27 protein-coding genes are annotated in these 26,841 nt (G+C 54.8%); 4 read left to right on the plus strand and 23 right to left on the minus strand.

Features of this window, described 5'->3' with window-relative positions; genetic code table 11:
• Positions 1-148: 148 nt before the first annotated feature.
• The 4 genes from CLOEV_RS16905 to CLOEV_RS11750 form a co-directional block, all read right to left on the minus strand.
• Positions 149-301, minus strand: a complete 153-nt coding sequence (locus CLOEV_RS16905; RefSeq protein WP_008713150.1) for a hypothetical protein — start codon at positions 299-301, stop codon at positions 149-151.
• A gap of 192 nt (positions 302-493) precedes the next feature.
• Positions 494-646: a hypothetical protein gene (locus CLOEV_RS16910; protein ID WP_008713152.1), complete on the minus strand. Its 153-nt coding sequence runs from the start codon at positions 644-646 to the stop codon at positions 494-496.
• Positions 647-1,009: 363 nt separating this feature from the next.
• Entirely contained in the window at positions 1,010-2,014 is a 1,005-nt protein-coding gene (locus tag CLOEV_RS11745; protein WP_008713154.1) for a proline racemase family protein, read from the minus strand.
• Between the two features lie 162 nt (positions 2,015-2,176).
• Entirely contained in the window at positions 2,177-4,375 is a 2,199-nt protein-coding gene (locus tag CLOEV_RS11750; RefSeq protein WP_008713156.1) for a mechanosensitive ion channel family protein, read from the minus strand.
• An 86-nt stretch (positions 4,376-4,461) separates the two neighbouring features.
• On the opposite strand from CLOEV_RS11750, the gene CLOEV_RS11755 reads away from it, so the two are divergent.
• Positions 4,462-5,352, plus strand: coding sequence for a LysR family transcriptional regulator (locus CLOEV_RS11755; protein WP_008713158.1), 891 nt, complete (start codon positions 4,462-4,464; stop codon positions 5,350-5,352).
• 189 nt (positions 5,353-5,541) lie between these two features.
• Here CLOEV_RS11755 and CLOEV_RS11760 read toward each other — a convergent pair whose 3' ends face one another.
• From CLOEV_RS11760 to CLOEV_RS11785, 7 genes are all read right to left on the minus strand, one after another.
• Positions 5,542-6,141 carry an IS3 family transposase gene (locus CLOEV_RS11760; protein ID WP_156938412.1) on the minus strand — a complete coding sequence of 200 codons (600 nt, stop codon included), beginning with the start codon at positions 6,139-6,141 and terminating at the stop codon, positions 5,542-5,544.
• Positions 6,138-6,344 carry an IS3 family transposase gene (locus tag CLOEV_RS17560; protein WP_425393616.1) on the minus strand — a complete coding sequence of 69 codons (207 nt, stop codon included), beginning with the start codon at positions 6,342-6,344 and terminating at the stop codon, positions 6,138-6,140. Before CLOEV_RS17560 ends, CLOEV_RS11760 begins: the two co-directional genes overlap by 4 nt.
• 62 nt (positions 6,345-6,406) lie before the next feature.
• Positions 6,407-6,850 (minus strand): transposase, encoded by a 444-nt coding sequence (locus CLOEV_RS11765; RefSeq protein WP_034441551.1) that lies wholly within the window; start codon positions 6,848-6,850, stop codon positions 6,407-6,409.
• 509 nt (positions 6,851-7,359) lie between these two features.
• Positions 7,360-8,232 (minus strand): 3-hydroxy-5-phosphonooxypentane-2,4-dione thiolase, encoded by an 873-nt coding sequence (lsrF, locus tag CLOEV_RS11770; protein ID WP_034443922.1) that lies wholly within the window; start codon positions 8,230-8,232, stop codon positions 7,360-7,362.
• A gap of 12 nt (positions 8,233-8,244) precedes the next feature.
• The gene (gene dhaL, locus CLOEV_RS11775) at positions 8,245-8,877 is read right to left on the minus strand and encodes a dihydroxyacetone kinase subunit DhaL (protein WP_034443925.1); all 633 of its coding nucleotides are present in this window, start codon (positions 8,875-8,877) and stop codon (positions 8,245-8,247) included.
• Positions 8,878-8,893: 16 nt separating this feature from the next.
• Positions 8,894-9,895 (minus strand): dihydroxyacetone kinase subunit DhaK, encoded by a 1,002-nt coding sequence (locus tag CLOEV_RS11780; protein ID WP_034443928.1) that lies wholly within the window; start codon positions 9,893-9,895, stop codon positions 8,894-8,896.
• A gap of 19 nt (positions 9,896-9,914) precedes the next feature.
• Positions 9,915-10,235, minus strand: coding sequence for a VOC family protein (locus tag CLOEV_RS11785; protein WP_008713168.1), 321 nt, complete (start codon positions 10,233-10,235; stop codon positions 9,915-9,917).
• A gap of 167 nt (positions 10,236-10,402) precedes the next feature.
• Here CLOEV_RS11785 and CLOEV_RS11790 point away from each other — a divergent pair, with 167 nt between their 5' ends.
• Positions 10,403-10,909 carry a nitroreductase family protein gene (locus CLOEV_RS11790; RefSeq protein WP_008713171.1) on the plus strand — a complete coding sequence of 169 codons (507 nt, stop codon included), beginning with the start codon at positions 10,403-10,405 and terminating at the stop codon, positions 10,907-10,909.
• 28 nt (positions 10,910-10,937) lie between these two features.
• Entirely contained in the window at positions 10,938-11,363 is a 426-nt protein-coding gene (locus CLOEV_RS11795) for a hypothetical protein (RefSeq protein WP_008713174.1), read from the plus strand.
• Here the strand turns inward: CLOEV_RS11795 and CLOEV_RS11800 are convergent.
• Entirely contained in the window at positions 11,357-12,238 is an 882-nt protein-coding gene (locus CLOEV_RS11800; RefSeq protein ID WP_008713176.1) for a LysR family transcriptional regulator, read from the minus strand. The two genes, CLOEV_RS11795 and CLOEV_RS11800, sit on opposite strands and share 7 nt — an antisense overlap.
• 111 nt (positions 12,239-12,349) lie before the next feature.
• Between CLOEV_RS11800 and CLOEV_RS11805 the strand changes: the two genes are divergently transcribed.
• Positions 12,350-13,312: a threonine ammonia-lyase gene (locus tag CLOEV_RS11805; RefSeq protein ID WP_034443934.1), complete on the plus strand. Its 963-nt coding sequence runs from the start codon at positions 12,350-12,352 to the stop codon at positions 13,310-13,312.
• A 130-nt stretch (positions 13,313-13,442) separates the two neighbouring features.
• Here CLOEV_RS11805 and grdD read toward each other — a convergent pair whose 3' ends face one another.
• The 11 genes from grdD to CLOEV_RS11860 all read right to left on the minus strand — a co-directional run bounded on the left by grdD (position 13,443) and on the right by CLOEV_RS11860 (position 26,573).
• A complete protein-coding gene (gene grdD / locus CLOEV_RS11810; protein ID WP_008713179.1) occupies positions 13,443-14,606 on the minus strand; it encodes a glycine/sarcosine/betaine reductase complex component C subunit alpha in 1,164 nt (387 codons plus the stop codon).
• A gap of 11 nt (positions 14,607-14,617) precedes the next feature.
• Complete coding sequence (gene grdC / locus CLOEV_RS11815; RefSeq protein WP_008713182.1) at positions 14,618-16,150, minus strand: glycine/sarcosine/betaine reductase complex component C subunit beta; 1,533 nt, start codon at positions 16,148-16,150, stop codon at positions 14,618-14,620.
• Between the two features lie 363 nt (positions 16,151-16,513).
• Positions 16,514-17,665, minus strand: a complete 1,152-nt coding sequence (locus tag CLOEV_RS11820; protein WP_008713184.1) for a hypothetical protein — start codon at positions 17,663-17,665, stop codon at positions 16,514-16,516.
• A gap of 27 nt (positions 17,666-17,692) precedes the next feature.
• Positions 17,693-18,937: an aspartate aminotransferase type Ic gene (locus CLOEV_RS11825; RefSeq protein ID WP_008713186.1), complete on the minus strand. Its 1,245-nt coding sequence runs from the start codon at positions 18,935-18,937 to the stop codon at positions 17,693-17,695.
• Positions 18,938-19,075: 138 nt separating this feature from the next.
• Complete coding sequence (locus tag CLOEV_RS11830) at positions 19,076-20,053, minus strand: D-2-hydroxyacid dehydrogenase (RefSeq protein WP_008713188.1); 978 nt, start codon at positions 20,051-20,053, stop codon at positions 19,076-19,078.
• Positions 20,054-20,503: 450 nt separating this feature from the next.
• Entirely contained in the window at positions 20,504-21,625 is a 1,122-nt protein-coding gene (gene alr, locus CLOEV_RS11835) for an alanine racemase (protein WP_034443937.1), read from the minus strand.
• A gap of 1 nt (position 21,626) precedes the next feature.
• Entirely contained in the window at positions 21,627-22,868 is a 1,242-nt protein-coding gene (locus tag CLOEV_RS11840) for a nickel pincer cofactor-dependent isomerase, group 22 (RefSeq protein WP_034443939.1), read from the minus strand.
• Between the two features lie 189 nt (positions 22,869-23,057).
• Positions 23,058-23,285 carry a helix-turn-helix domain-containing protein gene (locus tag CLOEV_RS17565; protein WP_083829755.1) on the minus strand — a complete coding sequence of 76 codons (228 nt, stop codon included), beginning with the start codon at positions 23,283-23,285 and terminating at the stop codon, positions 23,058-23,060.
• Positions 23,286-23,300: 15 nt separating this feature from the next.
• The gene (locus CLOEV_RS11850; protein WP_034443945.1) at positions 23,301-23,909 is read right to left on the minus strand and encodes an AraC family ligand binding domain-containing protein; all 609 of its coding nucleotides are present in this window, start codon (positions 23,907-23,909) and stop codon (positions 23,301-23,303) included.
• Positions 23,910-24,376: 467 nt separating this feature from the next.
• A complete protein-coding gene (locus CLOEV_RS11855; RefSeq protein WP_008713196.1) occupies positions 24,377-24,574 on the minus strand; it encodes a hypothetical protein in 198 nt (65 codons plus the stop codon).
• 40 nt (positions 24,575-24,614) lie between these two features.
• The gene (locus CLOEV_RS11860; protein WP_051485058.1) at positions 24,615-26,573 is read right to left on the minus strand and encodes a TRAP transporter permease; all 1,959 of its coding nucleotides are present in this window, start codon (positions 26,571-26,573) and stop codon (positions 24,615-24,617) included.
• Positions 26,574-26,841: the final 268 nt, after the last annotated feature.

Raw genomic sequence — 26,841 nt, forward strand, 5'->3', positions numbered from 1 at the left:
CGGAGAAAAAAGGAACTCCAGACTTAGCCGGGAGTTTTCTTCAGAGAACAAAAAGTGCGGCAGATAAACCTGCCGCACCGGTCTGAAGGAAGTGACATAGTCTGTGAGTGGGGGACAGACTTTGTCTCTGAACAAGTCGTTTGGGCTTTTACATCGCCCTAGCGGCAGTTTTCGCGTGCCCTTTATCATCCTTAGCGCAGTCGCGCCATACCTCGCCGATCACCATCACGAGCGCGAAAACCAGGCTGCCGGCCGCTGTAAAGGCTGTGGCTCCAACCATGATCATTTCTCCGTACGTCATTGTGACAACCTCCTCAAGCAGTGCTGAATTTTTAATTCCCTGGAACGGCCGCTCCTGATGGCATTAATAATAACAGCCGCGTATCAATTAGTAAAACGACGACTTTGAATGAGAGCCATGCGATAATTTCATGTAAAAAGACAAAAAAAAGAGCGGCCATAAAGGCCGCACCTCTTCCTAGGGAGGAATATATTAGCAACCGGCTCTTTTTACCTCTGTCTGAGGTATCTTTGATTCGAGCGGCTCACTCCAAATTGTTATCTTCAGCATGTACAGCGTGAATACGGTCGAAACCAACGCCGTAATTCCCATTACGCTCATCAGGACCATTTCTCCTATCGCCATCCTTATTACCCCCTTCGCGTCTCTTCGTTATGCGTTGAGTATAGCCAAGCGGCAATAAATAAGTAAATCAAAACATTTCTCTATTTTGTCTCCGGTGCGTAGATTTGCTTAGACGAAAAAAGCCTGTCCCCACGCGGCTTTATCGGCATTTTTAAAAACACCCGCCGGCAATATATGGTACAAGCCAATATCAAAGCCGATTACCGGCGCAAAAACCGATAATAGGGTTCTTATAGTTATCTTCCTTATGATTTTATATATATTATTGATTCAAAAAAAGAGGCTGACGCGCCCTGACACAGGGGTTTCACGCGCCTAAAGCCTCCTTAAACGGAGAAACTGCGTAGTATTGCCGATCCGTCTTCAGTGAAGGAGAAAACCAGGAAGCAGCGGATCGTTCTCGTGGCTGATGAGCCAGTTAAAGCCGACGATGTTCGCGCTGCCTTTGATAAAGGGAATGATCGAATGATAATCTCCGATCATCGGCCCCTCTTCATAACGGCCCTCAAAGAGAGTGCCGAGTATGCTCTCGTGAAGAAAAGGTTCATTTGGCGCAAGGTCGCCGCGGTCGGCCAGCAGCGCCATCTTCGCGCATGTTCCCGTGCCGCAGGGCGAGCGGTCCACATTACAGGCCCCGAAGATCACGCAGTTGCGGGCATGTTCGCCGTCGCGGTGCAGACCGAATTCCGCGAGCAATATTTTATTGTTCATCGGGATCTGCGGATGGTGTACCGTATACTGCCTGTTGGCCTCCTCTATAACCTCGACGCCAAGCCTGATGAGGCGGGGCGCCTCCTGCGGCACGAGGTCAAGGCCGAAATCCGCGGCGTCCATGATCGCGAAAAAACTGCCGCCGAAGCAGATATCGAACTTCACAGTCCGCCCCAGCGATGGAAGATGGAGGTCGAGGCCGCGCGCATATACGAAAGAGGGGACATTCTGCAGCGTCGCACTGACGGCCTCGCCATGTACGACCTCGACCTTAAGCGTAACGAGGCCCGCGGGAGTATCGAGCTTCACATAGGTGTAGGGCTCATAGACCTGGACCATATGCAGGTTCACCATCGCCGACGCGAGGCCGATGGAGCCGTGGCCGCACATCGAGACGCTGCCGCCGGAGTCGCAGAAGATGACGCCGGTGTCGGCCTCCTCGTTGACGGGAGGCACCATGATCGCGCCGAACATGTCGGCGTGGCCGCGCGGCTCCGTCATGATAAAGCGGCGGAAGTCGTTGTGGTTATGGCGGAAGTCCACCCACTTCTCCGCCATCGAGGCGCCGCGAAATATCGGCGCTCCTCCAATAACGATACGTGTCGGTTCTCCGCATGTGTGCGAATCAACGACGGCGACCATCTTGCCGATCTTCATGCTGCCATCTCCTTCCGTCTACGGTGGGCGAAACCTTTTTTATAATATCAGAAAAGGGAATATATGGCAACTATAGGTTAGTTTTATAACAAATAAAAATTTATTTATACAACATGGTTTGAAATATTCAGACAACACATTCAAAAGGCCCGGCTTTTCTTATTATTTCCCGTCCTTATTCCGGGCGTCGCTCCTGTCGTCGTCTTTGATTTTGACCTCCGTCTGCGGGAAGGGTATTTCGATATTATGCTCGCGGAAGACGTCAAGGATGCTCATGCGCACCGCACTCTGCACGTTGGACTCAAAGACCTTGCTCAGGTCGACAAAGAAAAAAGCGGTGAACTTTATCGCGCTGTCCTCAAATTCCGAGAGGATGATGCGAAAGGGCGGCGTTTTGAGAACGTTGGGGTTTTCGCTGAGAACGGTGCGTATCAGCCCCATCGCGAGGCTGACGTCGCTGTCATAGGCGATGGAAATATTTATCTCCGTGCGGGAGAGAGAATTATTGAGCGTAAGGTTCAGCACCGGGCTGTCCAGCACCTTGCTGTTGGGGATTATCAGATGACGCGACTGCTGGCACACCAGCACCGTATTCTGCAGCGTTATCTCGCTGACGATGCCGTGGGTGTTTCCGATGATCACCTCGTCGCCGATACGCAGCTTTTTCTGGAAGAGCAGCAGGATGCCGGAGAGGGTGTCCCCCATTATCTTCTGCGTGCCGAGGCCTATCGCGATGGCCGCGGCGCCTCCCATAAAGGCGAAGGCCGTCAGCGGTATGTGCAGCATCCACAGCGTGATCAGGAATGAAACGATCAGGCCGAGATAAAAGACGAAATTCTGGATGAGCAGAGAGCTGTGGCGGCTCACATGCTCGGCCCTCTTTTCAAAGTGGCGTCTTGTGAGCACCACGGCGTAATGAGTGACCATCAGGCCGAAGAGGAAGATCACCATCGCCAGGCTGAGTTTCTTCGCCGTTATCGGGTAGTCGTCGATGCTCCAGACTTCCGTGTCCAGGAGGCCGCCGATATTGTCGCGCCAGATACTCTCGATCCTATCGTCGGCATTTGCCTCCCCTATCAGGCGGTCTGTCTCAGCGATCAGTATCTCGAACTGTCCCGACATCTCGCCGAGCATCACTATGTAGGAAAGGTAACGATTCTTCCGCGCGTCGATGTTCATGCGGAACTCGTCGCGCATCGCGATTTCGTCCTTCGTCTTGAGCCAGCTGTCATCGCCGAAGCGGCGCGACACCTCCTGATTTACTCTCCGCAGGCTCTGCAGGTCATCGTTGACGACTTTCAGGTCGACTCGGCACTGTTCAAAGATCGCCTTCGTCCTTGCCTGCAGCTCACGACGCTGTTTCAGCGTGAATTTGCCGGAGAGCAGGTCGTCCATAGAACGCCAGGTCAGGCGCGTGGCCGACCACAGCTCGACAAGGTCCAGTACGAGCAGCGTTTCGTCTTCCACCAGATTCTGTTCCGTCGGGATCCAATACTTTGTAAAATCAGTCTGATACTCGGTACTGCGGCGCGCCGCGCCGAGACTGTTGAACTTGTCGTTCAGCATGACGACGGTATTTTCCAGCAGCCGTACCTTCGCGTTGACGGTAGCGTCGAGAAAGGCGAAATCGTCCGCCGAGAAGTCGATATTCGCGCGCACGTTTCTGATTATGGGCTCCAGCGTGTCAAGCTTCTCCTTCAGCTCGGAGGATTCCTGCATCGCGATCTTAAGATTAGTCTCGTAGAAGGTGTAATCGGCGTAACAGTGTTCAAGTTTAGCCTTGATGATCAGCAGCTCGAAGTTGTATTTGAGGCGGTTTTCCGTCGAAAGCGAGCTTTTCTCACGGCAGAGGCGGTAATCCCTCTCTATGTCGTTCTTCCGCCCGCTGAGGTTCTGAAGCGCATCCCTGTAACGCGCGATGCTTTCCTGAAAGCCCAGAAAGGACTGGCGGCAGTTGTCGATATCCTCGATAACGTCCAGATAAAAGACGAACGGGTAGGGCGGCTTCGCGGCGGCCAGCTCCTTTATGCGGTTGTCGTCAAGAATGAAGGTGCTGTCGGCGTCAGTGCGTTTCTGAAGAAAGTAGATGCTGTAGTAGGTGTTTATTATCCCTTCAAGCTCATATTCGTAATTGAGCACCTCGGAGACGGGGATGTCATACTGCCGCGCGAGGCCTCCCTCGATATCCCTCACCTTGCGGAGGTCTTTCGCGATCTGAGCGGCGCGCGCGGCCGGCTCCGTCTGGTAACGGACAAGTTCCTCGCGCAGGTCGGCGAGGGTGGAGGCCTGCGCCATACCGCCGGACAGCGAAAAAAGAAGCGCGATCAGGAGAAGATAAAGACCTTTCTTATGGAAATCCATGCGCATTGCCCCCTGCCTTCCTTTTATAACTTGGTATATTATATAGGCAAAAGCTTAAAAAGATAAACGACAGAGGGAGGCGTCCCGTGGATATCAGAAAATATGAAGTGATCATCAAAGCCGCAGAATGCGGGAATTTGACCAAGGCGGGAGAGAGCTTCGGTTATACGCAGTCCGGCGTCAGCCACATGATAAAGAGCGTGGAGGAGGATTTCGGCTTCCGCATCTTTCTGCGCGGGCGCGACGGCGTAAGCCTCACCCCAGACGGAGAGCGCGTGATCCCTGCCCTGCGCGAGATCGTGAAGTGGAACGAAAGCCTCGGGCAGACCGTCAGCGCCATCAACGGCCTCATACGCGGACAACTGCGCATCGGCTCCTTCACCAGTATCGCCATCCACTGGCTGCCGAAGATAATCAGACGCTTCCAGGAGGATTACCCCAACATCAGCATAGACATAACCGAGGGCGGCATCAGCGCGCTCGAGAGCGCGCTCGAAGAGGGAGCCGTCGACCTTACCTTTATGAGCGTGCAGCCGGGGCGCAGCTTCGACCGCATCTTGCTGAGAAAGGACCCTTTTCTCGCGATCCTGCCTAAAGGACACCCGATGGCGGGCGAGAAAAAATTCCCGCTGGAAGCCTTCAACGGAGTTGATTTCATCCTCGTAACGCATGGTTTCGACTACGATACGAACAGGATCTTGAAAAAGCACTCCCTGACTCCCAATATAAAATTCACGTCGCACGACGACCATACCGTCTTTTCAATGGTGGAAAACGGCCTCGGCGTGAGCATCCTGCCCGAGCTCGTCATGCGCAGCTACAGCGGGCGCGGCGTCACGCTGCCGCTGGTCCCCGAGGTGAGCAGGGACCTCGCCCTCTGCGTCCCCTCCTTCGCCGACGCCTCCCCCGCCTGCCGGCGCTTCATTGAGTACGTCAAAAAGATGATCTCCGCCGACGGCAGCGTCCGCGAAACCTGATAAATAGCGTTTTATGCGATAGGAAGTGAACGATAAACTGCGATTTACCGCTCTGCCCTCCCGTCGCTCCGGCCTCCGAGCCGGAGCCTATGATTGTTGGCTTGGTTTATCTTTTTAAAAGGCTCCCTCGGATGAACAGAGTCCCGCAAACCGGACAACGCTATAAAAGCTCCCAAGGGTATCAAAAATTTATTCAATAAAGAGACTTCGATATTGCATCGGAGCCTTTTTCAATTTTATCTGTATCCTGTCGTTATTATAATACCTTATATATTCGTCTATAGCATCTTTGGCCTCCTCGTAGTTCTCCCATTTTACTCGGTTGACGAGTTCTGATTTAATGTGACTAAAGAAGTTTTCTGCACAGGCATTATCCAAACAATTTCCTTTCCTTGACATCGAGACCTTGAGTCCGTATCTTTGTGTCAGGTTGAAATATGCATGGCTTGTATATTGAAACCCCTGGTCGCTGTGGAGGATTGGTCCATCAGCGACCACCTTATTATTATTTTCAAATGCTTTCTTCAATGTATCGCTTACTAACTTAATATTATTATTACGACTGATTTGATATCCCTGTATGGAATTATCAAAGAGATCTTTTATCATGGAGAGGAATATATTACCCTTTTTTGTTCGTATATATGTGATATCAGTAACCAGTTTCTGGTTTGGTCTGTCGGAACGAAATTCTCTGTTCAGGATATTCTCATAGCTGTGGATATTTCCTGACATCACTTTAAACTTTTTCTTTTTTCTTATTTCCGCTTGAAGTCCCGCTTTTTTCATAACACGCCTTCCCTCTTATTGTTTACATGAATGCCAATGAAGTTGTTGAGCCACAGAGTCATTCGCCTGTACCCATAAGTGTTTTTGTTGATATTCTGTCCCGTTCTTATTGCTTCTATGAGAGGACCGTCTTTATCTTCCATTCCACGCCGCTTTAGCCAACTGTAGTATGTCGAACGAGATACGGACAAAAATCTACACATTACACAGACAGAATGTTTTGTTGAAAATTCAAAAATGATTCTGTATTTAATATTTCTTTCTATCACCACCTTTGCAGCTCTAAGGCTTTTTTTAATACATCGACCTGCATTTCCAGCTCTTTAATCTTTTCTATGCTATTTGTAACTTCCAATTTCTTATCTGGACAGTCTTGTTTTGAACTAGAAATATCCCCTTGTTCGATAAATTCCTTACACCATCGTCTTAAAAGAGAGGGACTTGAAATGTTAAAAGATGAGGTAACATCTACCATAGTACGTCCCTCTTCTAAATGAGCCGAAACAGCTTCAAGTTTTACAGCCTTGCTGTAGGTTCTTTTTTTCCTTGTATCATCCAGTAAGTCCTTCTGTCCGCTCTTATATAAAGATATCCATGTTTTAACAGAATCATGACTAACACCAAGTTCTTCAGCAATCCGCCTTCGTGGAATTCCCTGTTTGTGCATCTCAATTGCTTTTATTCTTTCTTCTGTTTTACGTTTACGCATAGAAGAGCCCCCTTTATATGTATTTAGTTTTATTATAATCCAGGGGCTTTATTTGGCTGTCCTATTTTCGGGACTCTGTTCAGCCGAGGGAGCTCCCCGCGAAGCGGGGTGAGGGAGAGTTGACCTTGGGTTTTGTTTTTGTTCTGGCCTTATCTTCTCCCACTGAAGAGGCGAAAGAAGATAAGATCAAGAGCAACACAAAACCCAAGGTCAAAACTCCTCCAGTCTCGGCGGAAAAACACCGCCGAGCCAGCCCCCTCGGAGAGGGAGCCTTTAAGAGCAAACACTAAAAATCGCTGAATATCGACAAATTGTTTTTGTGGATGCCCGCTAAATCGCAGTTTATCGTTCCCTCCCAATCGAGTAAATCGGCGTTTAGACGTGCGAATAACGAAATAACCGAGGGCCTGCCAAGCGGAGGCGCACTAGTGTGCGGTGAGCATTGGCAGGCCCTCGGTTATGAAGTTAGTCGTGCGTATAAACGCCGATTTACGCCGATTTACGCCGATTTACAGCAGGGAGAGGAAAAGATCGTAACCCTCCGCCGCCGTCGCCTTTTCGTGCACTACGGCCCGCACCGCCTGCAGCATCGCCGCCGGGTTCTCCGACTGGAAGATGTTGCGCCCCATATCGACGCCCGCTGCGCCATCACGGATGGCGTTGTAGGCCATCTCCAGCGCCTCCTTTTCGGGGGTCTTTTTGCCGCCCGCGATGACGATCGGCACAGGACAGGCCGCGGTAACCTCCTCGAAGCCATCGCAGTAGTAGGTCTTGATTATCTGCGCGCCGAGTTCGGCCAGGATGCGCGTCGCGAGCTGGAAGTAGCGCTTTGTGCGCTCCATCTCTTTGCCGACTGCCGTCACGCCCATCACGGGGATGCCGTAGCGGTTTCCGGCGTTGATCATATCGCTGAGGTTTTTGAAGCTCCCCACTTCGTTTTTTGAGCCGACGAAGGTCTGGACGACGATGCAGGAGGCGTTGAGGCGGATGGCGTCCTCAACGTCCACGCCTATGCGCCCGAAGCTCAGATCCTCGTGCAGCACGCTGGTGTCGGTGGTGCTGCGCAGCGCGATCGCCTTATTGAAGGTGGGGGGCACGCAGGTTTTTATCGCCCCGCGCGTCGCCATCAGCACGTCGGCGTAGGGCGCGAGCGGAGGGATCGCAAGGTCAAGGCGTTCAAGCCCCGCCGTCGGCCCCATGATGTATCCGTGGTCGAAGGCGAGCATGACGGTGCGCCCGCTCTTGGGGTCGAAGATACGCGACAGGCGGTCCTTCATGCCCCAGTCGCAGTGTTCGGCGCCTTTGACGTAGAAGCTCTTCTGTTCCACCGGCCTGTCGAGGCCGTAGTCTTTCGCCAATATATTTCCTATCTTGTCTGCCATCTTAAATTCTCCTTAGTTCTCCGCCGCCGTTTTCGCGAAAGCCTTGAATATGATCGAGACGGAGACCGCGCCGGGGTCGGGGACGCCGAGAGCGCGTTCGCCGAGATTCTTGGCGCGGCCAAAGTGCGCCACGTAGTCTTTGGTCTTCATACAGCCCTCGTGTGCCGCGAGCCGTGCCGCCTCGAGCGACGCCGCGATATCGCCGCCGCACTCCGCGAAGGCCGCGACCGCTGGTGTCAGCGCGTCTACCATTGTCTTAGCTCCGAGGGGGGCTTTGGAGAATTTCAGCAGCCGCGCTTCGCCGCTCTTGAGGGCCTCCGCAAGCTGCTCTTTCGTCAGTTCGCTCACGCCTTCGGGTATCGCGCGCGCCATGCCCGAGAAGAGGGAACCGAAGAGCGGCACGGTGGCTCCGCCGCCCATATTGAGCACGGCCATGCCGACTGCCGAGAGCATTCCTTTGAAATCGCCGCCCCCATAGCTTTCGGCGGTCTCCCGCACCTTCTCCATCACTTTTACCATCGTCGTGCCGTGGTCGCCGTCGCCTATCTGCGAATCAAGCTCCGTAAGCTCGTCCTTCGCCGCCGCGATCGCCGACGCGGCGCTGCCGAGCATCTCTACGAAACGGCTGTATTCAAGTTTTTCCATTGTCACGCCTGCCGCTCTATTTCACCGTGTAGTAGGGCGTGTCGCAGGGAGCCTTCCAGTATTTCATCATTTCGTCGTCCATGCGCGCCATGAAGAGCTGGAAGCCGGCCGCCTCCTGCACCGTCAGCAGCTCGCCGACATGTGAGGCAGCGACTTTGACGCCCTTGTCTTTAAGATATTCGACGCAGTCTTTGAAGACGATGAGCTGTTCCATAAGCGTCGTCGCCCCCGAGCCGTTGACGATGAGCATGACTTCCTCGCCCTTTTCGATGGAGAGGTCGTCAAGCAGGGCCTGGGTCATGATCGCCGCGGTCTCCCGCGCGCTCTTCATCGTCATGCGCCCGCCGCCGCCCTCGCCGTGCTGTCCCATGCCGATCTCCATGTCCTTGTCGTCAAAGTGGGATATTTCGGCTCCGTTTGCCGGGTGAGTGGCGCCGCGGCAGGCGACGGCGATCGTCGCCATGTTGTCGGCGAATTTCTGCGCGACGGCGCGCACCGCTTCAAGGTCCCTGCCCATAGCGGCGGCTCCGCCGGCGATCTTCGCGAGGGGGATGCAGCCTACGAGCCCGCGGCGGTTGCCGCCGTCGGAGCGCGGCGCGTTCGAGATATCCTCCTGCGTCGTGACGCGCGCCACTTTGATCCCCGCGTCCTCCACCTGTTCCATCGTCATTTCGGCGGTCATCATGTCTCCCGCGTGGTTCAGCACGACGAAGAGCGCCCCTTTAGGCGCGGCGGCGAGGGAAAGCGCCTCAAAGCAGGCGGCCGGTCCGGGGGCGGCGAAGACGTCGCCGACGACCGATATATCGAACATGCCGTCGCCGACGAAGCCGGAGAGCGCCGGCTCATGGCCCGCGCCGCCAAGGGTGACGATATGGACGCGGTCGGCCTTTTCTATATTTTTGTTGATGACAAGATTGTTCCCGCGCACTTCGATCTTATCCGGGAAGGCAAGCGCCATGCCCTTGAGCAGTTCCTTCGTGAGTGTCTCCGAGTCGTTGATAAATTTTTTCATCGCCATTTTATTATCCTCCTCCGATTTATTCCTTGCATTCCATTAACTCAAAGAGCACCCCGTCGCGCCAGGCGAAGGCGATCTTTGTCTTTTCGTCGACCGGCGTTGCGGGGAGGACGATTTTTTCACATTTTGCGAGCTCTCCCTCAAGATCCTCCACCTTATAGGCCACGTGAGGGTAATTCTTTAGATCTTCGGGCATCTGCGAATCGGGCTCGAAGCGCAGGCATTCATACTGATACGGGTGGTCCTTCGGATCGGTAAGAAAGAGTTTCATCTCCGGAGAATAGACTTCGTTGGGCTGCGGCGTTTTCACCGGTACGCCTAGGTGCATGTACTGTGCCATTTGTATAGTCCTCCTTCATTATTTTTACTCTGCTGCCGCCGTCTTGCTGTACCTATATTTTAACATAGCGGTATTATTACGGGCTTTATTTTTTTGCCGGTCGCGGCCACTTTCCCTCTGTTTTGTATATAATGAGGGTGAAATCAATGAGAAGGAGAGCGATGGATATGACGTCCGCAATCATGAAACGCCGGAGTATAAGAAAGTTTACGGCGGAAAAGGTCCCCGCCGACAGTGCGATGAGGATAGTCGAGGCCGGAGCCGCCGCGCCCAGCGCCATGAATAAGCGCCCCGTGCGCTTCATTCTGCTTGATAAGGCGGCGATGGCTGCCCTCGCGGAAAGGATAGACCAAAAAGGCCCCTTCCTTGAAGGGCAATGGGCTATCGCCGTCTGCGGCGACCGCCGGGGCTACGGCCCGGGAAGCGGCTGGCTCGAAGACTGCGCCGCGGCGATGGAAAATATGCTGATCGCGGCGACGGAGCTGGGACTCGGCTCCCTCTGGTACGGCGTATACGCGCGCGCCGCTAAAGAACCTCCGGTGAGGGAATTCCTCAAGCTGCCGGATGAGGTGGAAGTCTGCGGCATCGCCGTCATCGGACACGCCGCCGAGGAGAAGGAGCCGCACCGGGGAGTAGATTCTTCCATTCTTCATATCGGCTGCTGGAAGGAATAGGACGGATGCCGGGCGAGGTGAAAAAGCGGTGAAAAAAATCATTATGCTCGCGGCCATAACGCTGCTCATTTTCTCGGCAGGCGATGCCTGGGCGGCGCGGCGTTATATCACGGAGAGGCCGCTGCCGACGACGGCGAGCACCGACGTCCGGGAGATCAACGTCGATGCGGCGCTCGACGGAGATTTTTCCGTCACGCTTGACGCCCCAGTTATGCCTGGATATTCGTGGAGCCTCTATAATTCCCTGCCGCCGGGAATATCGCCCGTATCGACATCGAGCGCGCAGCGGCCGGCCGTCTCGCCCAACGTGACGCCGACGGCAGCCGAGACCCGCAGGTATCACGCCTCCGCCACGGGGCGCAACCGCATCATCTTCCAATACGCGCGGCCCGGAGACGAAGCGCCGCTGATCTATGTAATATGCAGCCTGAATGTGAGGCTGCCCAATCAATAGCGGCGGCCTTTTTCCTTGAAGTAGGCGAGGGCCTCTTCGACAAAGCCCTCCACGGAGGCGTCTCCGTTGTCCTTGCCGCAGACGAGATAGCAGCGGTGGACAGGCGGCGTTACCGCCAGCGCGAAGGACACGAATCCGTCCAGCTCCATCTTCACCGCAACGGAATCCGGGACGATGATCCAGTCCTCGGGGTCTGAAAAATAACGCTCCGCGGTCGGCGTCGTGTTTACGCGGATCTTCGCGCCGGACGGACGCCACCAGTAATCATGCCAGTGCTGGAACTCGCTGTCGAATGCCTCAAATATCTCATGCTCCGCGGGCAGCTGCTCCGGATGGACCGCCCCTGCGTGCAGGCCGGTGCCGGAGGGACGCATAACGACGCGGTAGCCCTCCTGAAAGAGAAGGAGCGAACGCAGGTCGGGAAATGGCGCAGGGGCCTGCGTGATGCCGATGTCCACCATCTTCTTTTCCAGCAAAGGGAATATTTCCACCGAATGGTGATCCTCTATTGTCACGCACAAATTTCGATCCTTCCGCTGAATCTCGGTGATGAAGGGCGGCAGGATATAATCCTGGACGCTGTTGATACAGGCGATCGTCAGCGTCCGCCGTTCCGCGCCGCACTTCAGCGACAGAGCCTGCCGGTGGAGCAGCAGGATGCGCTCGGCGATCTCCGCAAATGACTCCCCCGCCGGCGTGATCACCGCGCGGGATCTGCCTTTGCCGCGCTGAAAGAGCTGGACGCCAAGTTCCGCCTCAAGCATCGAGAGCCTTTTGCTCACGGCGGACTGCGTTACATAAAAGGCATTGGCCGTGTTGGTGATATTGCCGGAATTTCGCACCTCTATAAAGAATTTCAAAGATTCAATATCCATGACACACCTCCTAAATATTCCTGCAAGGAATATTTTATAGCTTAAAATATCGTTTTACAATTATTTATCGGTTCAGTATGATATATGAAAATCAAACAGGGAGGGCTTCACATGCCGTTGACAATCACTGAGATCGAAGAAGCAAAAAAGCGTATCGCACCATATATCGTGGAAACGCCTTTGATCAGGCTGCAAAATCTGGACTCCTATCTTGGCTGCAAGGTCTACGCAAAGCTTGAATCGCTGCAAAAGACCGGCTCCTTCAAACTGCGCGGGGCGGTCAACAAGCTGCTGACGCTTTCGCGCGAGCAGCTTGACCGCGGGATCGTCGCCGCCTCATCCGGCAACCACGGCAAGGCGCTCTCCTACGCGGCGGGGCTGCTCGGCGTGAAGTGCACCATCGTCATGCCGCGCACGGCGCCGCAAAATAAAATCGACGCGATCGGAAAGCTGGGGGCGGAGGTCGTCCTCTGCGAAACTTCCGAACGTTTTAAAATCGCCGGCGAAATATGCCGCGAACGCGGCTGCACGATGGCGCCGCCCTTTGACGATTATGAGATAATGGCCGGACAGGGAACCGCCGGCCTTGAGATATTTGCACAATGTCCGGAGCTCGACTGCGTGATCTCACCCGTAAGCGGCGGCGGACTGCTCGGCGGCGTCTCCGCGGCTCTGAAGGCCCGTTCCGGCGGAAGGATACGCGTCGTGGGCGCGGAGCCGGAATTGCTGCCGCACTACAGGCAAAGCCTCGCCGCGGGTGAGCGCGTCACCGTCCCGCAGCGGCTCACCGTGGCCGACGCGCTCGTCTCGCAGACGCCGGGCGTTAAAAACTTCCCCGTCGTCGCGGCCAATACGGACGAAGTCGTCTGCGTTTCGGAAGAATATATCAAGAAAGGTATGAAGCTGATGCTGACGGAGGGCAAGCTGCTCGCGGAACCGGCCTCCTGCATCGGCGCGGGAGCTCTGCTCGAGGGGCGCGTCAAAGTGAGGGAGGACGAAAAGGTCTGCCTGCTCATCTCCGGCGGCAACGTGAGCTTTGAACGGCTCGAAATATTGAAGGATGTAAATATATAGCGGCCCGCAGGATAAGGCCCGGCGCGGCAACATCGCCGCGCATACATATACGCAGAAGAAGAGAGGCCCGAACGAAATATACGCGCGGGCCTCTTTTTATGGGAAGTTTTTTAGTAAGCTGTCGGTATTATTAGAGATAGTTCGCGGCAGTAAGAACTCCCTTGACCTTCTCCTCGTTCTTCTTCGCAAACTTGATGACGGGTCCGGTGCAGCCCATTGAGGATTCTGCGTAGATGCCCGCCTTCCAGAGCGCCTTGACGGCGTTCTCTATCTCAAGGACGTCGACGCCGTGGATCTCTTCGTCGGTCGGCTCGGCGGCAGGCGCTTTGACATCTTCCTCAGCCGCCGCCTGTTTGGGCTGCATAGCCTCGATCAGCTCGTCTAGTCCGGCGGCCTTGGCCGCGGCCAGCTCCTTCGCCACGATCGCGGGAAGACCGTTCTTCGCGGCGCTCGCGTTGAGCGAAAGCGCGGAGGCGATCACGGGAGCGCCCGAGGCGCGGGATATGATCGAGATGACTTTGTTCCAGCCCTCTCCCGCGGAGGGACCGTAACCCCAGCCCATCGCCTCATAGTTGCCGCCGGTCGTCCAGGCTCCGAAGAGCTTCATGAGGACGTTGCCGGTGAGGGTGTCCGTTACGCAGACGTCGGCCGCGCCGGCGAGCAGGTCGTTGCCGCGGAAGATCGCGCCGCCGTCTTTTCTGATGCTGTCGGCAAAGTTGATCCCGTAGCCGTTGTCCTTAAGCTTCTGGAGCGCGCGGAGCACCGTCTGCGCGCCGTCGAGGTTGAGGATGCCGACTGTCGGCTCGGCCACTCCGGCGGACTTTGCCACCGCGATGCCGTAGATGGCGTTGCGGAGCATCGCCTCGGTCCTGACCGGGGACGACGTGCCCGTAGAGGAGGCTACGAAACACGGCTTTCCTTTGCCGGGCGTGAAAACTTTTCCTATTGTGGTTACACCGACCGGGAACGGGTAGTGGAGGGCTACCGCGCCTTCGATGACCCCGTCGCCGAGCGCCTTTTCCATGGCCGCGGATATCTCGTGCTCGTCCGCCGCCGTCTCGATCCAGTTGAGGTCGTCAAAACCCGCGAGCTTCGGCCCGATGCAAAAAACTTTAACGCCGGGATCGTTCTGCATCGCGAGCCGCGCGCCGAGGCAAAGTTCTTCCTGCCCCAGCTCGCTGCCGTACGCCATAAGGCCGACTTTGGTCTTTTTGCCGCCGCCCTCTCTGGCCTCTTCTATTATCTCGCCCAGTATATCGCCTATCAAGGCCTTTACGGATGCGTTATCTGTCATTGTCTTTCCCCTTACTTCTTAAGGCTGGCGGCAAGTTCTCCGAGGCTCTCAAGAATGAGTTCGCGGATCTCTTCTTTGCTGACCGTGGCTTCCGCCTGCTTGGGCTGCGGCTTCTCGATGAGGAACGAGGCACCGTCCGCCAGGTTGGTAAGGCGGCCAAGGAAGAGGCTGCCCTTGCCGATGATCATCGCGCGGGTCATCTTGCCGGCGTTGATGGCGTCGGCGGCGTGTCCCATGAAGGGCACGCCCGAAGGGATATGCCCCTGCGTGTGGACGAAGCCGGTCATGCCGTGCTCCTTAGTAAACTTCACCATGTCGGCCTTCTCGATCGCCTTCTTCATCACCGCGAGGGCCGCGATCATCTTGAAGTTCGCCGTCGGCACGTCACCCGCGCCTGCGGGAAGCGTTATCTCGGGGTTATGGAGCTCGGGCGAGAACTTGTCTACGTCGGCAAATGTAAGTCCGACCTTCTGGAGAGGCTCGTAGGTGAGGACGGAGGTGACCGTCTGCGGCGAAGCGCCCGCGCCGACCGTATGTTTTCCGATCGCGTCAAGGCGGATCACGGGCAGCGTGCCGTCGTCGGGAACGATGAGTATCCCGAAGGAGCCGATGCAGTTTTCAAGAGCGGGAAGCTCCTTTTTGACGTGGTCGCGCGCGTTCATATAAAGCTTGGGGATCGCGCCGCCGGCGATGACCGCGACATTTTTGCGGGTACCGGCAGCAACCATCGACGCGCCGGCAAGCACCGCGTTGACGGGACCGGCGCAGAAGCCGCGCACGTCGCAGCCGGAGGCGTTCGCGCAGCCCGCGATCTCGGCGATGGCCTTCGCGAAGTTGCCGCCGCCGCGCTGGTTCATGTCGCCGGCAGCCTCTTCCGAGCACTCGACGACAAAGTCGATATCCTCGGGCTTCATGCCGCTGTTCTGTATCAGGTGGAGCAGGGAAAGGACGGCGCTCGCCTTGCAGGTGATGTTCACCAGCAGCTCGTAAGCGGTGAGGTTCGGGTCGACCTCATGGCCTCTCCTCGCGCAGCCGACGACCTTGCCCTCAAAATAGAGCGGCAGCGCGCCGGCAGTCTTGACTTCGTTCTCTATCTCCGCCGCGTCGTGGCCGGCCTCGAGGCGCGCTACGATATCCTCGCGCATCAGGGGATGCCTGGCTATCTTTTCTTTGGCGGCGGCGGCGAAGTCCTTCTCAAGCCAAATAAGGTCAAAGACGTCGCAGATGTCGATAAAAGCGAGGCTTTCATCCTCCGGCATGATCTCGCCATATTTCCCGAAGCGGATCTCTTTCGGTTCAAGGTTTTTGTACCAGGGCTGGGGGCGCGTCTCAAAATCCTCTATCTCCATGGCGCCGATGTATGTAAGGTTCGGGGCGTAGCTGGCCGCCTCGTGATAGTTCTGCTGATACTTGGGAAGCTCTTTGAGGAATTCTGAATCGGGGTGCGTCTCCCTTTCTACAAAGGGGGTGTTGCCATACCAGAGTCCGAGCTCGGGTGTATGGTTTAGTGAATAGGCTGCCGCTTTGATCGCCGCGTTTGGCATTTTAATTATTCCTCCTGTTGGTTTGATCATATGTTCTATCTTCGTCGATTACATAAAACTTTACAACAAGCTTTATGCTAGTATGCCTTCTGTATTAGTATATTTTATTTCCCGCGATATGTCTTTATGCTTATGCATAATAATTCACATACTGCGTCCTTTTTTGGATGTGTAAAAAGTCACCTTGAATAAAATAGCATCTCCATGAGCCATTCGCAAAGGGTCGATAAAAAATGAAGGGAACGGAAAAACGCCGGTCAATTCTCCTCGCAGGATTTCATGACCGGCGTCCGCTCTATTTGCTGTGATCGCCGCGCGGATCTCTTCATCAAAGAATGTGATATACAGATAAGGTTTTCGATCTCATGGCAACGAGACATAAGGCCCCTGCGAAGGATACGCCGGGAGCCCCACAAATTCGCCGCCGCGAAAACCGGTCTCTCTCCGCGTCCTCCCGCGCCTCAATTCTCTCTTGCAGGCACGGGTTTTGTCGCTCGCCCGGCATCTCACGAGATCGACGCTTCGTTCGCAGAACCAGTCATAAACGGTATCCTCCGGCATCTCCTGTTTACGGAGCCGTTCAACGCTCGTACCGGCGATGAATAACGGGCCGGCCGGCTCGACCAGGTTCTCGCCGTCCGACAGACAGCGTTTGCGAAGCGATGCCAGCTCTTCCTCGCTATCTGCCGTCAATACGAGCATCGTTCTATTCTCCTGCCCGCACGAACCGCTGTCCATATAACCGGGAAGATAGACATGACGTTGTCCCAGCAGGAACAGATGCAGCCGCCCGATGGCGTCGTATATCTCCTCATGGCTCTTGCCGGCGGTGCGCAGGAAGAAGAGGCGGTCCGCGTTATTCATGTAGAATATGTCCTCCGGCAAGTGCGGCGTCTCGTGACAGCGGCGGCTCCTCAGCACCATATTGAAACTTTGGATGCAGAATTTCGCTCCGGCCGCCTCCGCCCAGCGCCACATCGCCGCGTCGCCCGGCGCGGCGCTCCCTCGCGCGGATGCGCCGCACAGGGGAAATCTCGCCAAAAACGACTTTACCAGCGGATGCGACGGCCAGCGATAGCTGACGCGCCCGTCGTCGTCATACCGCCACAGGCCGCCTCTTGAAAGCCCCGGAAGTACGGGGATCTTCTCGTCTAAAGAATACCCGTTGAAACCAGGCCGTCCGAGGACGGCGCGCCCCATCAGGAGGCGAAGCCTGTTGTTCCAGAGCGCTTCCTTAGGATCGAACGGAGTTTCCGCGGCAAAGGCAGTAAGACGAAGGCGGTCGGCGCACCGAAGACGCTCCATATCTCCTTCGGGCGTAAGCACATATCCGCCGCCGGCTTTTCTAAGCAGCCCTTTTGCCGTAAGTTCATGCAGTAAATGAGGGGCTTTGCCGGCGAGAAGGAACGTTTCTTCGTCCCAGCAGGGAGAGCTCTCTCTAAACAGCAACAGCGAGCGCGTCATATCATCGGCGCGCGTATTTTCCATTTCAGATATGCTCTCTATGCCATTCATCTTTGCTCTCTCCGGCGCTCCCGTAAACTACGCCCTCTCGGCCGCCGCCAACTTCACAGCCGTGGTGAATACCTCCACAGCCTGCCGGAGCTCCTCCAGCGGCGGATAGGTGGGGGCGATCCTGATTATGCTGTCCTGCGGATCGCTGCCGTGCGGGTATGTCGCGCCGGCCGGCGTCAGCTTGACTCCAGCTTCTTCACAGAGGCGGATTATTTTTTTCGCGCTGCCCTTCTGCGCCTCAAAACAGATGAAATATCCGCCCTTGGGTTTGCCCCAACGCGCGATGCCGAGGCCGCCGAGCTCGCGCTCCAGCTCCCGCAGCACCAGCTCAAACTTCGGGCGCACGATATCAGCGTGCTTCCGCATATGCTTTTCCACGGCTTCCTTATCAGGCAGGAAGCGCGTGTGGCGAAGCTGGTTCACCTTGTCATAACAGACGAGCTGATAGCGGATGAGGTCGCCCGCGCACTGGATATTCGCGGGGCTTGCCGCCATCGCGCAGACGCCGCCGCCGGCAAAGGTTATCTTAGATGTGGATGTGAAGAGGAGCACCCTGTCAGCGTTCCCATGCCTGACGCAGGCGTCGTAGATGTTCGCGAGCGAATCCCGCTCGTCGTCGTACAGATGGTGCATACAATAGGCGTTGTCCCATATCAGGCGGAAATCCGGGACCGCCGCCATCGCGGCAAGCCGCTCGACGGTCTCGTCGGAATACGTAAAGCCTGTGGGATTTGAATACATCGGGACGCAGATCATCCCGCGCACTTCGGGGTCCTTAGCCAGCCTCTCGACCTCGTCCATATCGGGGCCGTCCTCGCGAGTCTCCACGGGGAGCATTTCTATCCCGTAAGTGTCGCAGATGTGGAAATGCCAGTCATAACCGGGAACCGGGCAGATAAATTTAACCTTGCCGAGCTTAGACCAGGGCGTGAACCCAGGCATCGGGCCGTTGATGAAACATCTTTTAAGCGCGTCTGAGATCATATTGATACTCGAACTTCCGCCTGCCAGGACCTGCTCCGCCGGCACGCCGAGTATTTCGCCAAAAAGGCGGCGCACCTCTGGTATCCCTTTATATTCGCCGTAATTGCGCACATCCATACCGTTTTCGCTGATAAAATTATTGTCATCCAGCGCGTGAAGCATCGGAATTGAGAGGTCGAGCTGTGCCGTCTCCGGTTTTCCTCTGGACATGTCGAGCTTCAGTCCAAGTTTTTTCAAACCTTCGTATTTTTTGCGAACTTCATCCAAATTAAGCTTGCTTACCGTCATTTCAGTTTCCCCCTTGAGCCGCAGGCCGCGATCTTCTTCACGGCCTGCACATATTTACGCTATTTTATACAATATACTTACCACAATGGGAGGGAGGGCGCAACTTTGGAGGATGCGATTATGGTAAAGTATGAGAACTTATTTATTGACGATGTTGATGCATTTGCCGGCGATATATGCCTTGGCATTGGCCACGGCGCAATCGATGATCCTTTGCCGGCATTCTTTGGAAGCCCAGGAAATATGCGGCGTGATAATGCAGTTCTTGGCGTGAAGAAGGGGGTTATCGCCTGTTATCGGCTCGGATGAGACTACGTCGACAGCCGCCGCGGCGACCTTGCCTGAGTTCAGCGCGTCCGCCAGATCCTGTTCAACCACTATCTGTCCGCGGCTGTTGTTGACGATGATCACGCCGTCCTTCATTTTCTCGATATTGCTCTTGTTGATAAGCCCTTTACTGAATGAGTTGAGCGGCATATGCATCGCGATAATATCGGCGGAGGCAAGCAACGTTTCAAAATCAACGTAGTCTGCCACCGCGCGCCCGGCATTCGTGGGATAAGGGTCATAGGCCAGCACCTTCATGCCGAGAGCGCCGGCTGTAGCGGCGGTATGGACGCCGATCTTGCCGAGGCCTAAAATCCCCAGGGTTTTTCCCTCCAGTTCGATCAGCGGATAATCCCAATAGCACCAGTCGACGTTATTTTCCCACTTTCCCTCATGTACCGTCGCGCTGTGATGGCCTACATGGAGGCAGGCTTCCAGCATCAGCGCGATCGCATACTGGCTCACAGCGGCGGTGCCATAAGTCGGGATGTTGGCGACGGGGATGCCTTTCTCTTTCGCGTAGGCGACATCGATTATGTTGTAGCCCGTCGCCAGCATATTAATGAATTTTACGCTCGGGCAGGCGTCGATAATATTTTTCGTGATCGGCACCTTTTTCGTATAAACCAATTCGGCGTCGCCAATGCGGTCTATCACCTCTTGCTCGTCCGTCTGCGACGTGCGGTCATACACGGTCAGGTCTCCCAAAGCGCCTAATTCTTTCCAGCTTAAATCATCCGAATGTACTGTGTAGCCATCCAAAACAACGATCTTCTTCTTGTCCTGCATAACTTAGCCACCTTTAAATTATTTTTTGTTGACATATTACTCAATCGCGCGCTCCTGCGCGGCCAATCCGGACAACTGCAGCCTTCCGCAATACGCCGCATGCCGCTTGTTATTACTTGTAAAAATCTTTTCTCCGCCAGCCAAGTCAATTTTACAAGTAAAGATAAAAACCATGTTTTAGTTTTTTGCTCTTAAAATACCTCTATTAGCTCAAAACAATCGTCAGATGGAGCCGCATATTCTGCGCTTTACAAAAACGACCGCCATGCCAAACAAAATTCATCCGTCGGCAGATACGGCTATAGGACGGTACAAAAACTGCACCGTCCTATAGCCGAGAGAACGAATCCTGATGAGATCGGGAGAAAAGCCCGGCGTTCTTATCTATACTTTATCTTTGCCCGACTAATACCCTCGTGAAGATACGGGCTCATAAAACTGACATCATACTCATTTATAGACTATCGGCATCCTCCTGCCAAGCTGACAGAGAACTTCGATAGAGACGCTGCCGCAGCTCTCGGCGAATTCCTCCGCGGAAATGTATTCGCCCTCCTGTCTGCCGATTATCACAACCTCGTCGTTTTCGCGCGGATCGTCCAAGTCAGTAATGTCTATCATGAATTGATCCATGCAGACCTTACCGACGATAGGGCAGCGCCTGCCGTGCAGCAGCACCGCCCCCTTGTTTCCGAGGCTGCGGCGCACGCCGTCCACGTAGCCCATGGGTACCACGCCTATCAATGACTCCCGCTTTGTCTCAAAAGTCCCGTCGTAACCGATCTTCGTCCCGCTCGGTACTCTCTTTACGGAGGCAAGTTTCGCCTTTATTTCCATCGCGGGATATACCTCAACTCCCGGCAATCCCATAAACTCGGGGCCGGCATAGAGGCCGTAGACCGCCATTCCCGGGCGCACCATGTCAAGCTGCATCTCCGGGTAGAGGATCGCAGCGGCGCTGTTGCTGATGTGTTTTAGCGGGATCTTTATCCCCGCTGCCTCAAGCTCGTCGGTAAAACTCGTGAACTTAGCAAACTGACCGCGGCAATAGCTGTCGTCGCGGACGCTGGAAGCAGTCGCAAAATGCGAGAATATCCCTTCGATCCTGATGTTGGGCATCGCCGCTATGCGCGCTATCTCTTCCATCGCCTCCGGTCCGGGGACAAAGCCAAGGCGAGCCATGCCGGTGTCTATTTTGATGTGAACCGACGCGATCTTGCCGGCTTTAGCCGCGCCCTCGTTCAGCACGCGTGCCTGCTCAGCCGAGAAGATCGCCGGCATCAGGTCGTATTCCAGCACCAAAGGATAGTCCTCGTCAAAGGAACGTCCAAGTATGAGTATCGGCTCCCTGAAGCCCGCATCGCGAAGTTCTATGCCCTCCTGCGGGATAGCCACCGCAAAATAACTTGCCCCCTCCGCCTCGAGGACCCGCGCCACGGGAATGACTCCATGACCGTAACCGTTGGCCTTTACGACCCCCATCAATTTAGTCGGAGGTGTCGTGCGCCCCATGAGGTATCTCACATTTTTCCGGATCTGGTCCAGGCTGACCTCCGCCCACGCTGCGCGCATATTACGACACCGGATCAACAAGCGTCAGTCTTTCATGAGAGGCCACATGATCGAGCAGCGCGTCGGAGACCTCTATTATTCCAAGTTCCAGCGTGTTTTTGATTTTCACGATTTTCAGCCTGTCCCTGTCGGCTCCCCTGGCCAATTGAATGGCGAAGCGCAGCGCCTCTTCTTCCGATTCGGCGGTGATCGGGATCTTCGAGCCTTCCGGCGATTTGACGGCCAGCGCGTTGGCGTACATCAGGGGAAGATCCAGCTTATTCCGAACCTTACGTGTTATCACGTCAAAAATGCCCACGCCGACGGCGTTGCCGTGAGATTCATCAGTGACGTCAAAGAGGACCATGCGCTTGATGTTCGGCACCGGCAGGACGAATTTTTTGAGCAGGAAGCTTTTGCCGAGAATGTTGGGGTCAAAACCGGAGCCGGAGATGTTTTTGCCGATCTCTTCGACTATCAGGACGTCTATGTCGGGAATCATCAGCGTAGGCATATTGCCTTTCGCGATTTTTACCAGCTCTTTTTCCCGTTCGACGATCCTTTCGGCTGGGATAGCCTCGATCATCGCGGTTTCGTCATAGGCGTTTTCAAGTATCGCCACGCCGAATCCGACGTGGGCGCGTCCCATGATCATCTGCGCGGCCTCGATCAGAATATCGGCGAAATTGTCAAAATCCGCCTCGTGCACCGAGGTGCAGCCGACTTGGTTGCCAAGTCCGATAACCAGCATCTTGCAGATGCCGCTCTGTATCTCCCCGACGAAATCAGTGTGCAATTTTACCCTGTTGATGGGAACGACCAGATCAGCGCCCAGCGCGACGGAGTCAAAGTATACGTTGATACCGCCGGACGTTTTTCCTATGTGGGTCACATCCACCGAGGTGACCACCTCGACCCCCATATTCTTTTCCGTGATCCCGTACGCGGCGAGAACTTCCCGCTGTCCCTCCGGCGTACCTCCGCCATGGCTGCCCATGGCGGAGACGATGAACGGTTCGCCGCCAAGTTTTTTGATTTGTACGATTACCTCTTTCACGATCTTTTCAAGGTTCTTGATGCCCCGGCTGCCTACCGCCACGGCGACCTTCGCGCCGGGCTTGATTTTCCCGGCAATTTCTTTTTTCGTAATCTCTTGTTCTATTTGCGCCTTGATATCGTCAAGCCTCGGCCTGGCAAAACTCTGCCGGACTTTGTGCATTGCCGGAAGAGGGTAATTCAGTTGTTCTTCAAGTAATATCGGCATTTTTTCATCCTCCTCATAAAATAAATATGCAGTAATTCCGTCTAAAGCGGCGCAAAGCATCACAGAAAAAGGGTTGGCCGAAAAAGTTCGCGCCAATCCCTTATCGTTTAATTTCGAGCCGCTCGGCCATCCGGCATAAACCTGATACAAACTTAGGGTGAATGAGGACCAGGATGTCGAATATATGCGTTATGATTTTGCCGTACGCCAGCTGAACTCCGTCGAGGAAGTCAGGAGTTTTGAATATCGTTTAGGTGATATTCCCTCTATTTTGGTAAAGGTGCTGATAAAGTAGCTTATGCTTTTGAAGCCCACCATCTCGCCCACAATGTTCACGCTGTAGCCTTCCCGCAGAAGTCCCTTGGCCTTGAACACCCTCACGTAGGTGATGTATGTTCTTAACGTGATGCCCGTCACGCTTTTAAAGGTGCGTCACAGATGCGACTTGCTGATAAAGAACATATCGGCGAGGCTGTCCAGAGAAAGATCCTCGGCATAGTGCTCCTGGATATACTGGATGACCGGAGTTATCCTGTCCGGAGATTTCTCGCTGCGCTGAAGCCGGCTCGTCTTCATGGTAGGCTCATACAGCGAGTTAATATAAATGAGTATTTCGGACAGGCAGATCTTGCTGTAAACTTCCCTGCCGTAAGCGGAGCACTCCGGGTCAAGGTAGTACGCGAGTCTTTTGATCTGTTTCAGCAAGCCTTCCAACTCGTCTTCGCCGAGCTGGCAGCGGTGGTTGAAATTCCGGTGGTCTCGAAAACAGGCGGCAAGGTCAAAATTTGCGGTGGAGACTCCCTTTACCTCCTCCGGATCGAAGTGGATCAGGCAGAACTGGTAGGGTACTTCGTTGTCTTTGCCCACGCTGCGGTGAAAATCCGTATTATTTATGACAAACAGAGAACCGCGCCGAATGGGGTATACCTCGTTGTTAATGTACATTTCACCATCTCCGGAGAGCGTCAGCAGGATTTCCTGCTCTTCATGAAAATGCAGGTTAAGCTTACTCCACTCCTGAGTGCGAAAAAGAACAAACATCGAGACACCCCCCTTTCTGTATTAACAATTCGCTCTGCGGCAATACGACTACGGCGGCGCGTATTTTTAAGCTGCAAATATTTTATACTTTAATCATAAAAATTGATAGCGTACAATATCAATTTCATTATATTTGCAGCTCCTCATTGCTCGCCGTCCCGGGTATGGGCGGAAGGAAAGGGGGCATCCCTGTATATTTTTGTTCCTCCGCCGCCTGCGCCGTGGGGAGACGAAGCTGACGGGAACGCCAGCAAGGCGGCAAAACAAAAAGTCCCGCTGGAAAGGGGCGCCCCCGTCGTTGTTTGAAATTTTTCCGGGTACTGTTCGGAGATCGCCGGAAGTGAAGGCTGAAGCGCTGACTGGTTTAACGCGATGATATTTCCATTGCTTGCCGGCTATTATTTTTTCAAGGTGCGGGAAACACATGCAGTCATCAACGATAAGCTCAGAACAGCGACGACCGTCCCCTATTCGAGGCCGACGTCGATCCTCGCCTCCTCGGCGCTGATAGAACCTGCCTTTGCCATATTCTTATCACGGAAATAGACCACGCCGAATACGGCGGAATATGAGGCCAGCAGCCAGAGGACGATAAACAGGCCGGGGCGCAAATTCAGTAAACGTGATTCCCTCATAATCACCGCGAAAATCGCAAAAGCAACCAAGAATGACCACCTAATATATTTTCTTTTCATAGCTTATCAATTACACCTCCTGTTTTTGGCCCTGTCCAAAACTAAGATCTTCTTTTTTGGCAGCGAGATAATTGAGCGTCAGGATGATCACGCCCCCCGCCAGCCCCGCAAAGGTCAGATCCCAGCGCGGGCTTAAGGAGATCAAGGAGCAGACCGCCAACATGGCGCGGAAAAGGATATTGATCTTCGTAAAAGCATATCCTTCGACAACAGCCGCGAAGCAAACTACCGCTATCAGGCATCCGACACTGTTAATGACAATATCGGAGACGGTGCCGATCATGATCAGCCCGGGGTTATATACGAAGGTCGCAAAGACCAGAAGCCCCGGAAGGCCGATGACGAATCCTCTGGCCGCGGTTTTCATCGGGCCGGCCTTGGCTATGCCAGCCGCGGTGAAAGAGGCGATCGCCACAGGCGGAATAATATTTGAGAGCACGCCCCAGAAGAGCGCGTACATGTGAGCCGCCAGGGCGGGAACGCCCATCTGCATAATGGGAGGGATGACTGTTACGACCATGATTATATACACCGCGGTAGTGGTCAGTCCCATGCCCAATATAACGGCCAGGACCGCAGCCAGAAGCATGGCCAGCCACAGATGCCCGCCGGAAATGCTCACGATCTGCGTTCCCAATTTCAGTCCTACGCCGGATAACGTCGAAGAGCTGACGATGATCCCCGCCGCGGCGCAGGCCATGGCGGTCACGACCGTCGCCTTGCCCGCCGCCTCGCAGACGGAGATGATATTTTCGGCGCCGGGACGGCTGGATTTTTTCAGGAAGCTGACTATGAACAGGCCGACTATCGACCAGAAACAGGCCGTAGTGGCCGTGTAGCCTGAAACAAGAAAATAGACGAGGAGGCCGATCGGGAGCAGCAGATGCGCGCCATTCTTCAAGACATCTTTCACCACCGGCATCTCCTCTTTGCTCAAAGGAGGAATCTTCGCCTTTCTGGCGTGGAAGTCCACGGCGGCGAAAAGGGCAAAATAGTAGCACAGCGCGGGAATGGCGGCAGCCAGCGCCACCGTCGCGTAGGAAAGGCCCAGGTAAGCGGCGACGACGAAGGCGGTCGCTCCCATAATGGGAGGCGTGAACATACCGCCGGTGGAAGCGCAGGCTTCAACGCCGCCGGCGTATGTGCTCTCATAACCGACCCTTTTCATCAGAGGAATCGTAAATGTGCCGGTGGTGGTGACGTTGGCGCAGGAACTGCCCGAGAGCATGCCGAAGAAGGCGCTGCCGACCACCGCCGCTTTGGCGGGACCGCCGACTTTTGAGCCAAAGGCTCCCAGGGCCAGATCGGTAAAGGTACGCCCGGTGCCGGTCTCTTCCATGAAAGCTCCGAATATCAGGAATAGGACGACGAAAGAGGCGATCGTGCCGAGGGGCATGCCAAAAATACCGCCCTCCTGCATGAACATATCGAGAACAAGCGACTTAAGTGTAGTGCTCGGCCCATAAAAGATCCAGAACATTTTTTCGCTGTAGAGCGCCTGGAAGGTAAAGAAAACGGCGATAAGCACCATCGGCACTCCCAGAGCGCGCCGCGTGCCCTCCAGGACCAGAAGCCAGAGGATGACCCCCATGCAGATGTCGGCCGTGTTGGGAGAGGTCACCTGCCGCAATTCAAAGGCTTCAATGTCCCAGAGATAGTAAACTTCCAGCGCGACGGACAGGATGATGCACGCGATGTCGATCACAGTCCAAATATTTGGCTTATCGCTCCACGACTTTCTGTTGAGCGGAAAGAGCGTAAAACATAGCAGCAGCACGCCGGTCAGATGCAGGGACCTGTAAAAATGCGCCTCCGGGTGGCCGAACATCCCAGTATAAAGGTGAAAGGTGACAAAAGCAAAAGACAGGCCGACGATGAGAAAAGCCAGCAGCTCTCTTGCCCCAAACCTACGGGCGTTGAACAGGCATCCCCATGCGGTCGTTGAGTTAGATTCTTCTGTGTGAGCCATTATTTCAATTTCTCCTTTTCCTTACATCCTTGTCGGCTTAACTTTCGTATATCATCGGGCCTCATGTCCTGAAAACCGTAAACGACGCATGGGAGCGGACGCAAAGGCGCCAGGCATAATCATGGCCGCGTAAAAGCCTTTTATTTACCGGTGATTTATCTCGCGTGATACGAAAAACATATCCGGCGAGCGGCAGTCAAGCCTTGATAAAAATTCAAACGCGGGAAACAGCCCCGGCAAAAGAGAGCTGTTTCCCACTTGGAAAAAG

Source organism: Cloacibacillus evryensis DSM 19522 (assembly GCF_000585335.1).
Taxonomy (GTDB): Bacteria; Synergistota; Synergistia; order Synergistales; family Synergistaceae; genus Cloacibacillus; species Cloacibacillus evryensis.

Bases quoted from the DNA above. Each gene is read 5' to 3' on its own strand.
- grdD (WP_008713179.1), bottom strand. From the start codon at position 14,606: ATGACAGATAACGCATCCGTAAAGGCCTTGATAGGCGATATACTGGGC.
- CLOEV_RS11765 (WP_034441551.1), bottom strand. From the start codon at position 6,850: ATGCGTAAACGTAAAACAGAAGAAAGAATAAAAGCAATTGAGATGCAC.
- CLOEV_RS11800 (WP_008713176.1), bottom strand. From the start codon at position 12,238: ATGGATATTGAATCTTTGAAATTCTTTATAGAGGTGCGAAATTCCGGC.
- CLOEV_RS16910 (WP_008713152.1), bottom strand. From the start codon at position 646: ATGGCGATAGGAGAAATGGTCCTGATGAGCGTAATGGGAATTACGGCG.
- CLOEV_RS11745 (WP_008713154.1), bottom strand. From the start codon at position 2,014: ATGAAGATCGGCAAGATGGTCGCCGTCGTTGATTCGCACACATGCGGA.
- CLOEV_RS11780 (WP_034443928.1), bottom strand. From the start codon at position 9,895: ATGGCGATGAAAAAATTTATCAACGACTCGGAGACACTCACGAAGGAA.
- CLOEV_RS11750 (WP_008713156.1), bottom strand. From the start codon at position 4,375: ATGGATTTCCATAAGAAAGGTCTTTATCTTCTCCTGATCGCGCTTCTT.
- dhaL (WP_034443925.1), bottom strand. From the start codon at position 8,877: ATGGAAAAACTTGAATACAGCCGTTTCGTAGAGATGCTCGGCAGCGCC.
- alr (WP_034443937.1), bottom strand. From the start codon at position 21,625: ATGCGCGCAGCGTGGGCGGAGGTCAGCCTGGACCAGATCCGGAAAAAT.
- CLOEV_RS11785 (WP_008713168.1), bottom strand. From the start codon at position 10,235: ATGGCACAGTACATGCACCTAGGCGTACCGGTGAAAACGCCGCAGCCC.
- CLOEV_RS11825 (WP_008713186.1), bottom strand. From the start codon at position 18,937: ATGACGGTAAGCAAGCTTAATTTGGATGAAGTTCGCAAAAAATACGAA.
- CLOEV_RS11790 (WP_008713171.1), top strand. From the start codon at position 10,403: ATGACGTCCGCAATCATGAAACGCCGGAGTATAAGAAAGTTTACGGCG.
- CLOEV_RS11820 (WP_008713184.1), bottom strand. From the start codon at position 17,665: ATGAATGGCATAGAGAGCATATCTGAAATGGAAAATACGCGCGCCGAT.
- CLOEV_RS11860 (WP_051485058.1), bottom strand. From the start codon at position 26,573: ATGGCTCACACAGAAGAATCTAACTCAACGACCGCATGGGGATGCCTG.
- CLOEV_RS11850 (WP_034443945.1), bottom strand. From the start codon at position 23,909: ATGTTTGTTCTTTTTCGCACTCAGGAGTGGAGTAAGCTTAACCTGCAT.
- CLOEV_RS11840 (WP_034443939.1), bottom strand. From the start codon at position 22,868: ATGCCGATATTACTTGAAGAACAACTGAATTACCCTCTTCCGGCAATG.
- CLOEV_RS11760 (WP_156938412.1), bottom strand. From the start codon at position 6,141: ATGAAAAAAGCGGGACTTCAAGCGGAAATAAGAAAAAAGAAAAAGTTT.
- CLOEV_RS17560 (WP_425393616.1), bottom strand. From the start codon at position 6,344: ATGTGTAGATTTTTGTCCGTATCTCGTTCGACATACTACAGTTGGCTA.
- grdC (WP_008713182.1), bottom strand. From the start codon at position 16,150: ATGCCAAACGCGGCGATCAAAGCGGCAGCCTATTCACTAAACCATACA.
- CLOEV_RS11805 (WP_034443934.1), top strand. From the start codon at position 12,350: ATGCCGTTGACAATCACTGAGATCGAAGAAGCAAAAAAGCGTATCGCA.
- CLOEV_RS11830 (WP_008713188.1), bottom strand. From the start codon at position 20,053: ATGCAGGACAAGAAGAAGATCGTTGTTTTGGATGGCTACACAGTACAT.
- CLOEV_RS16905 (WP_008713150.1), bottom strand. From the start codon at position 301: ATGACGTACGGAGAAATGATCATGGTTGGAGCCACAGCCTTTACAGCG.
- lsrF (WP_034443922.1), bottom strand. From the start codon at position 8,232: ATGGCAGACAAGATAGGAAATATATTGGCGAAAGACTACGGCCTCGAC.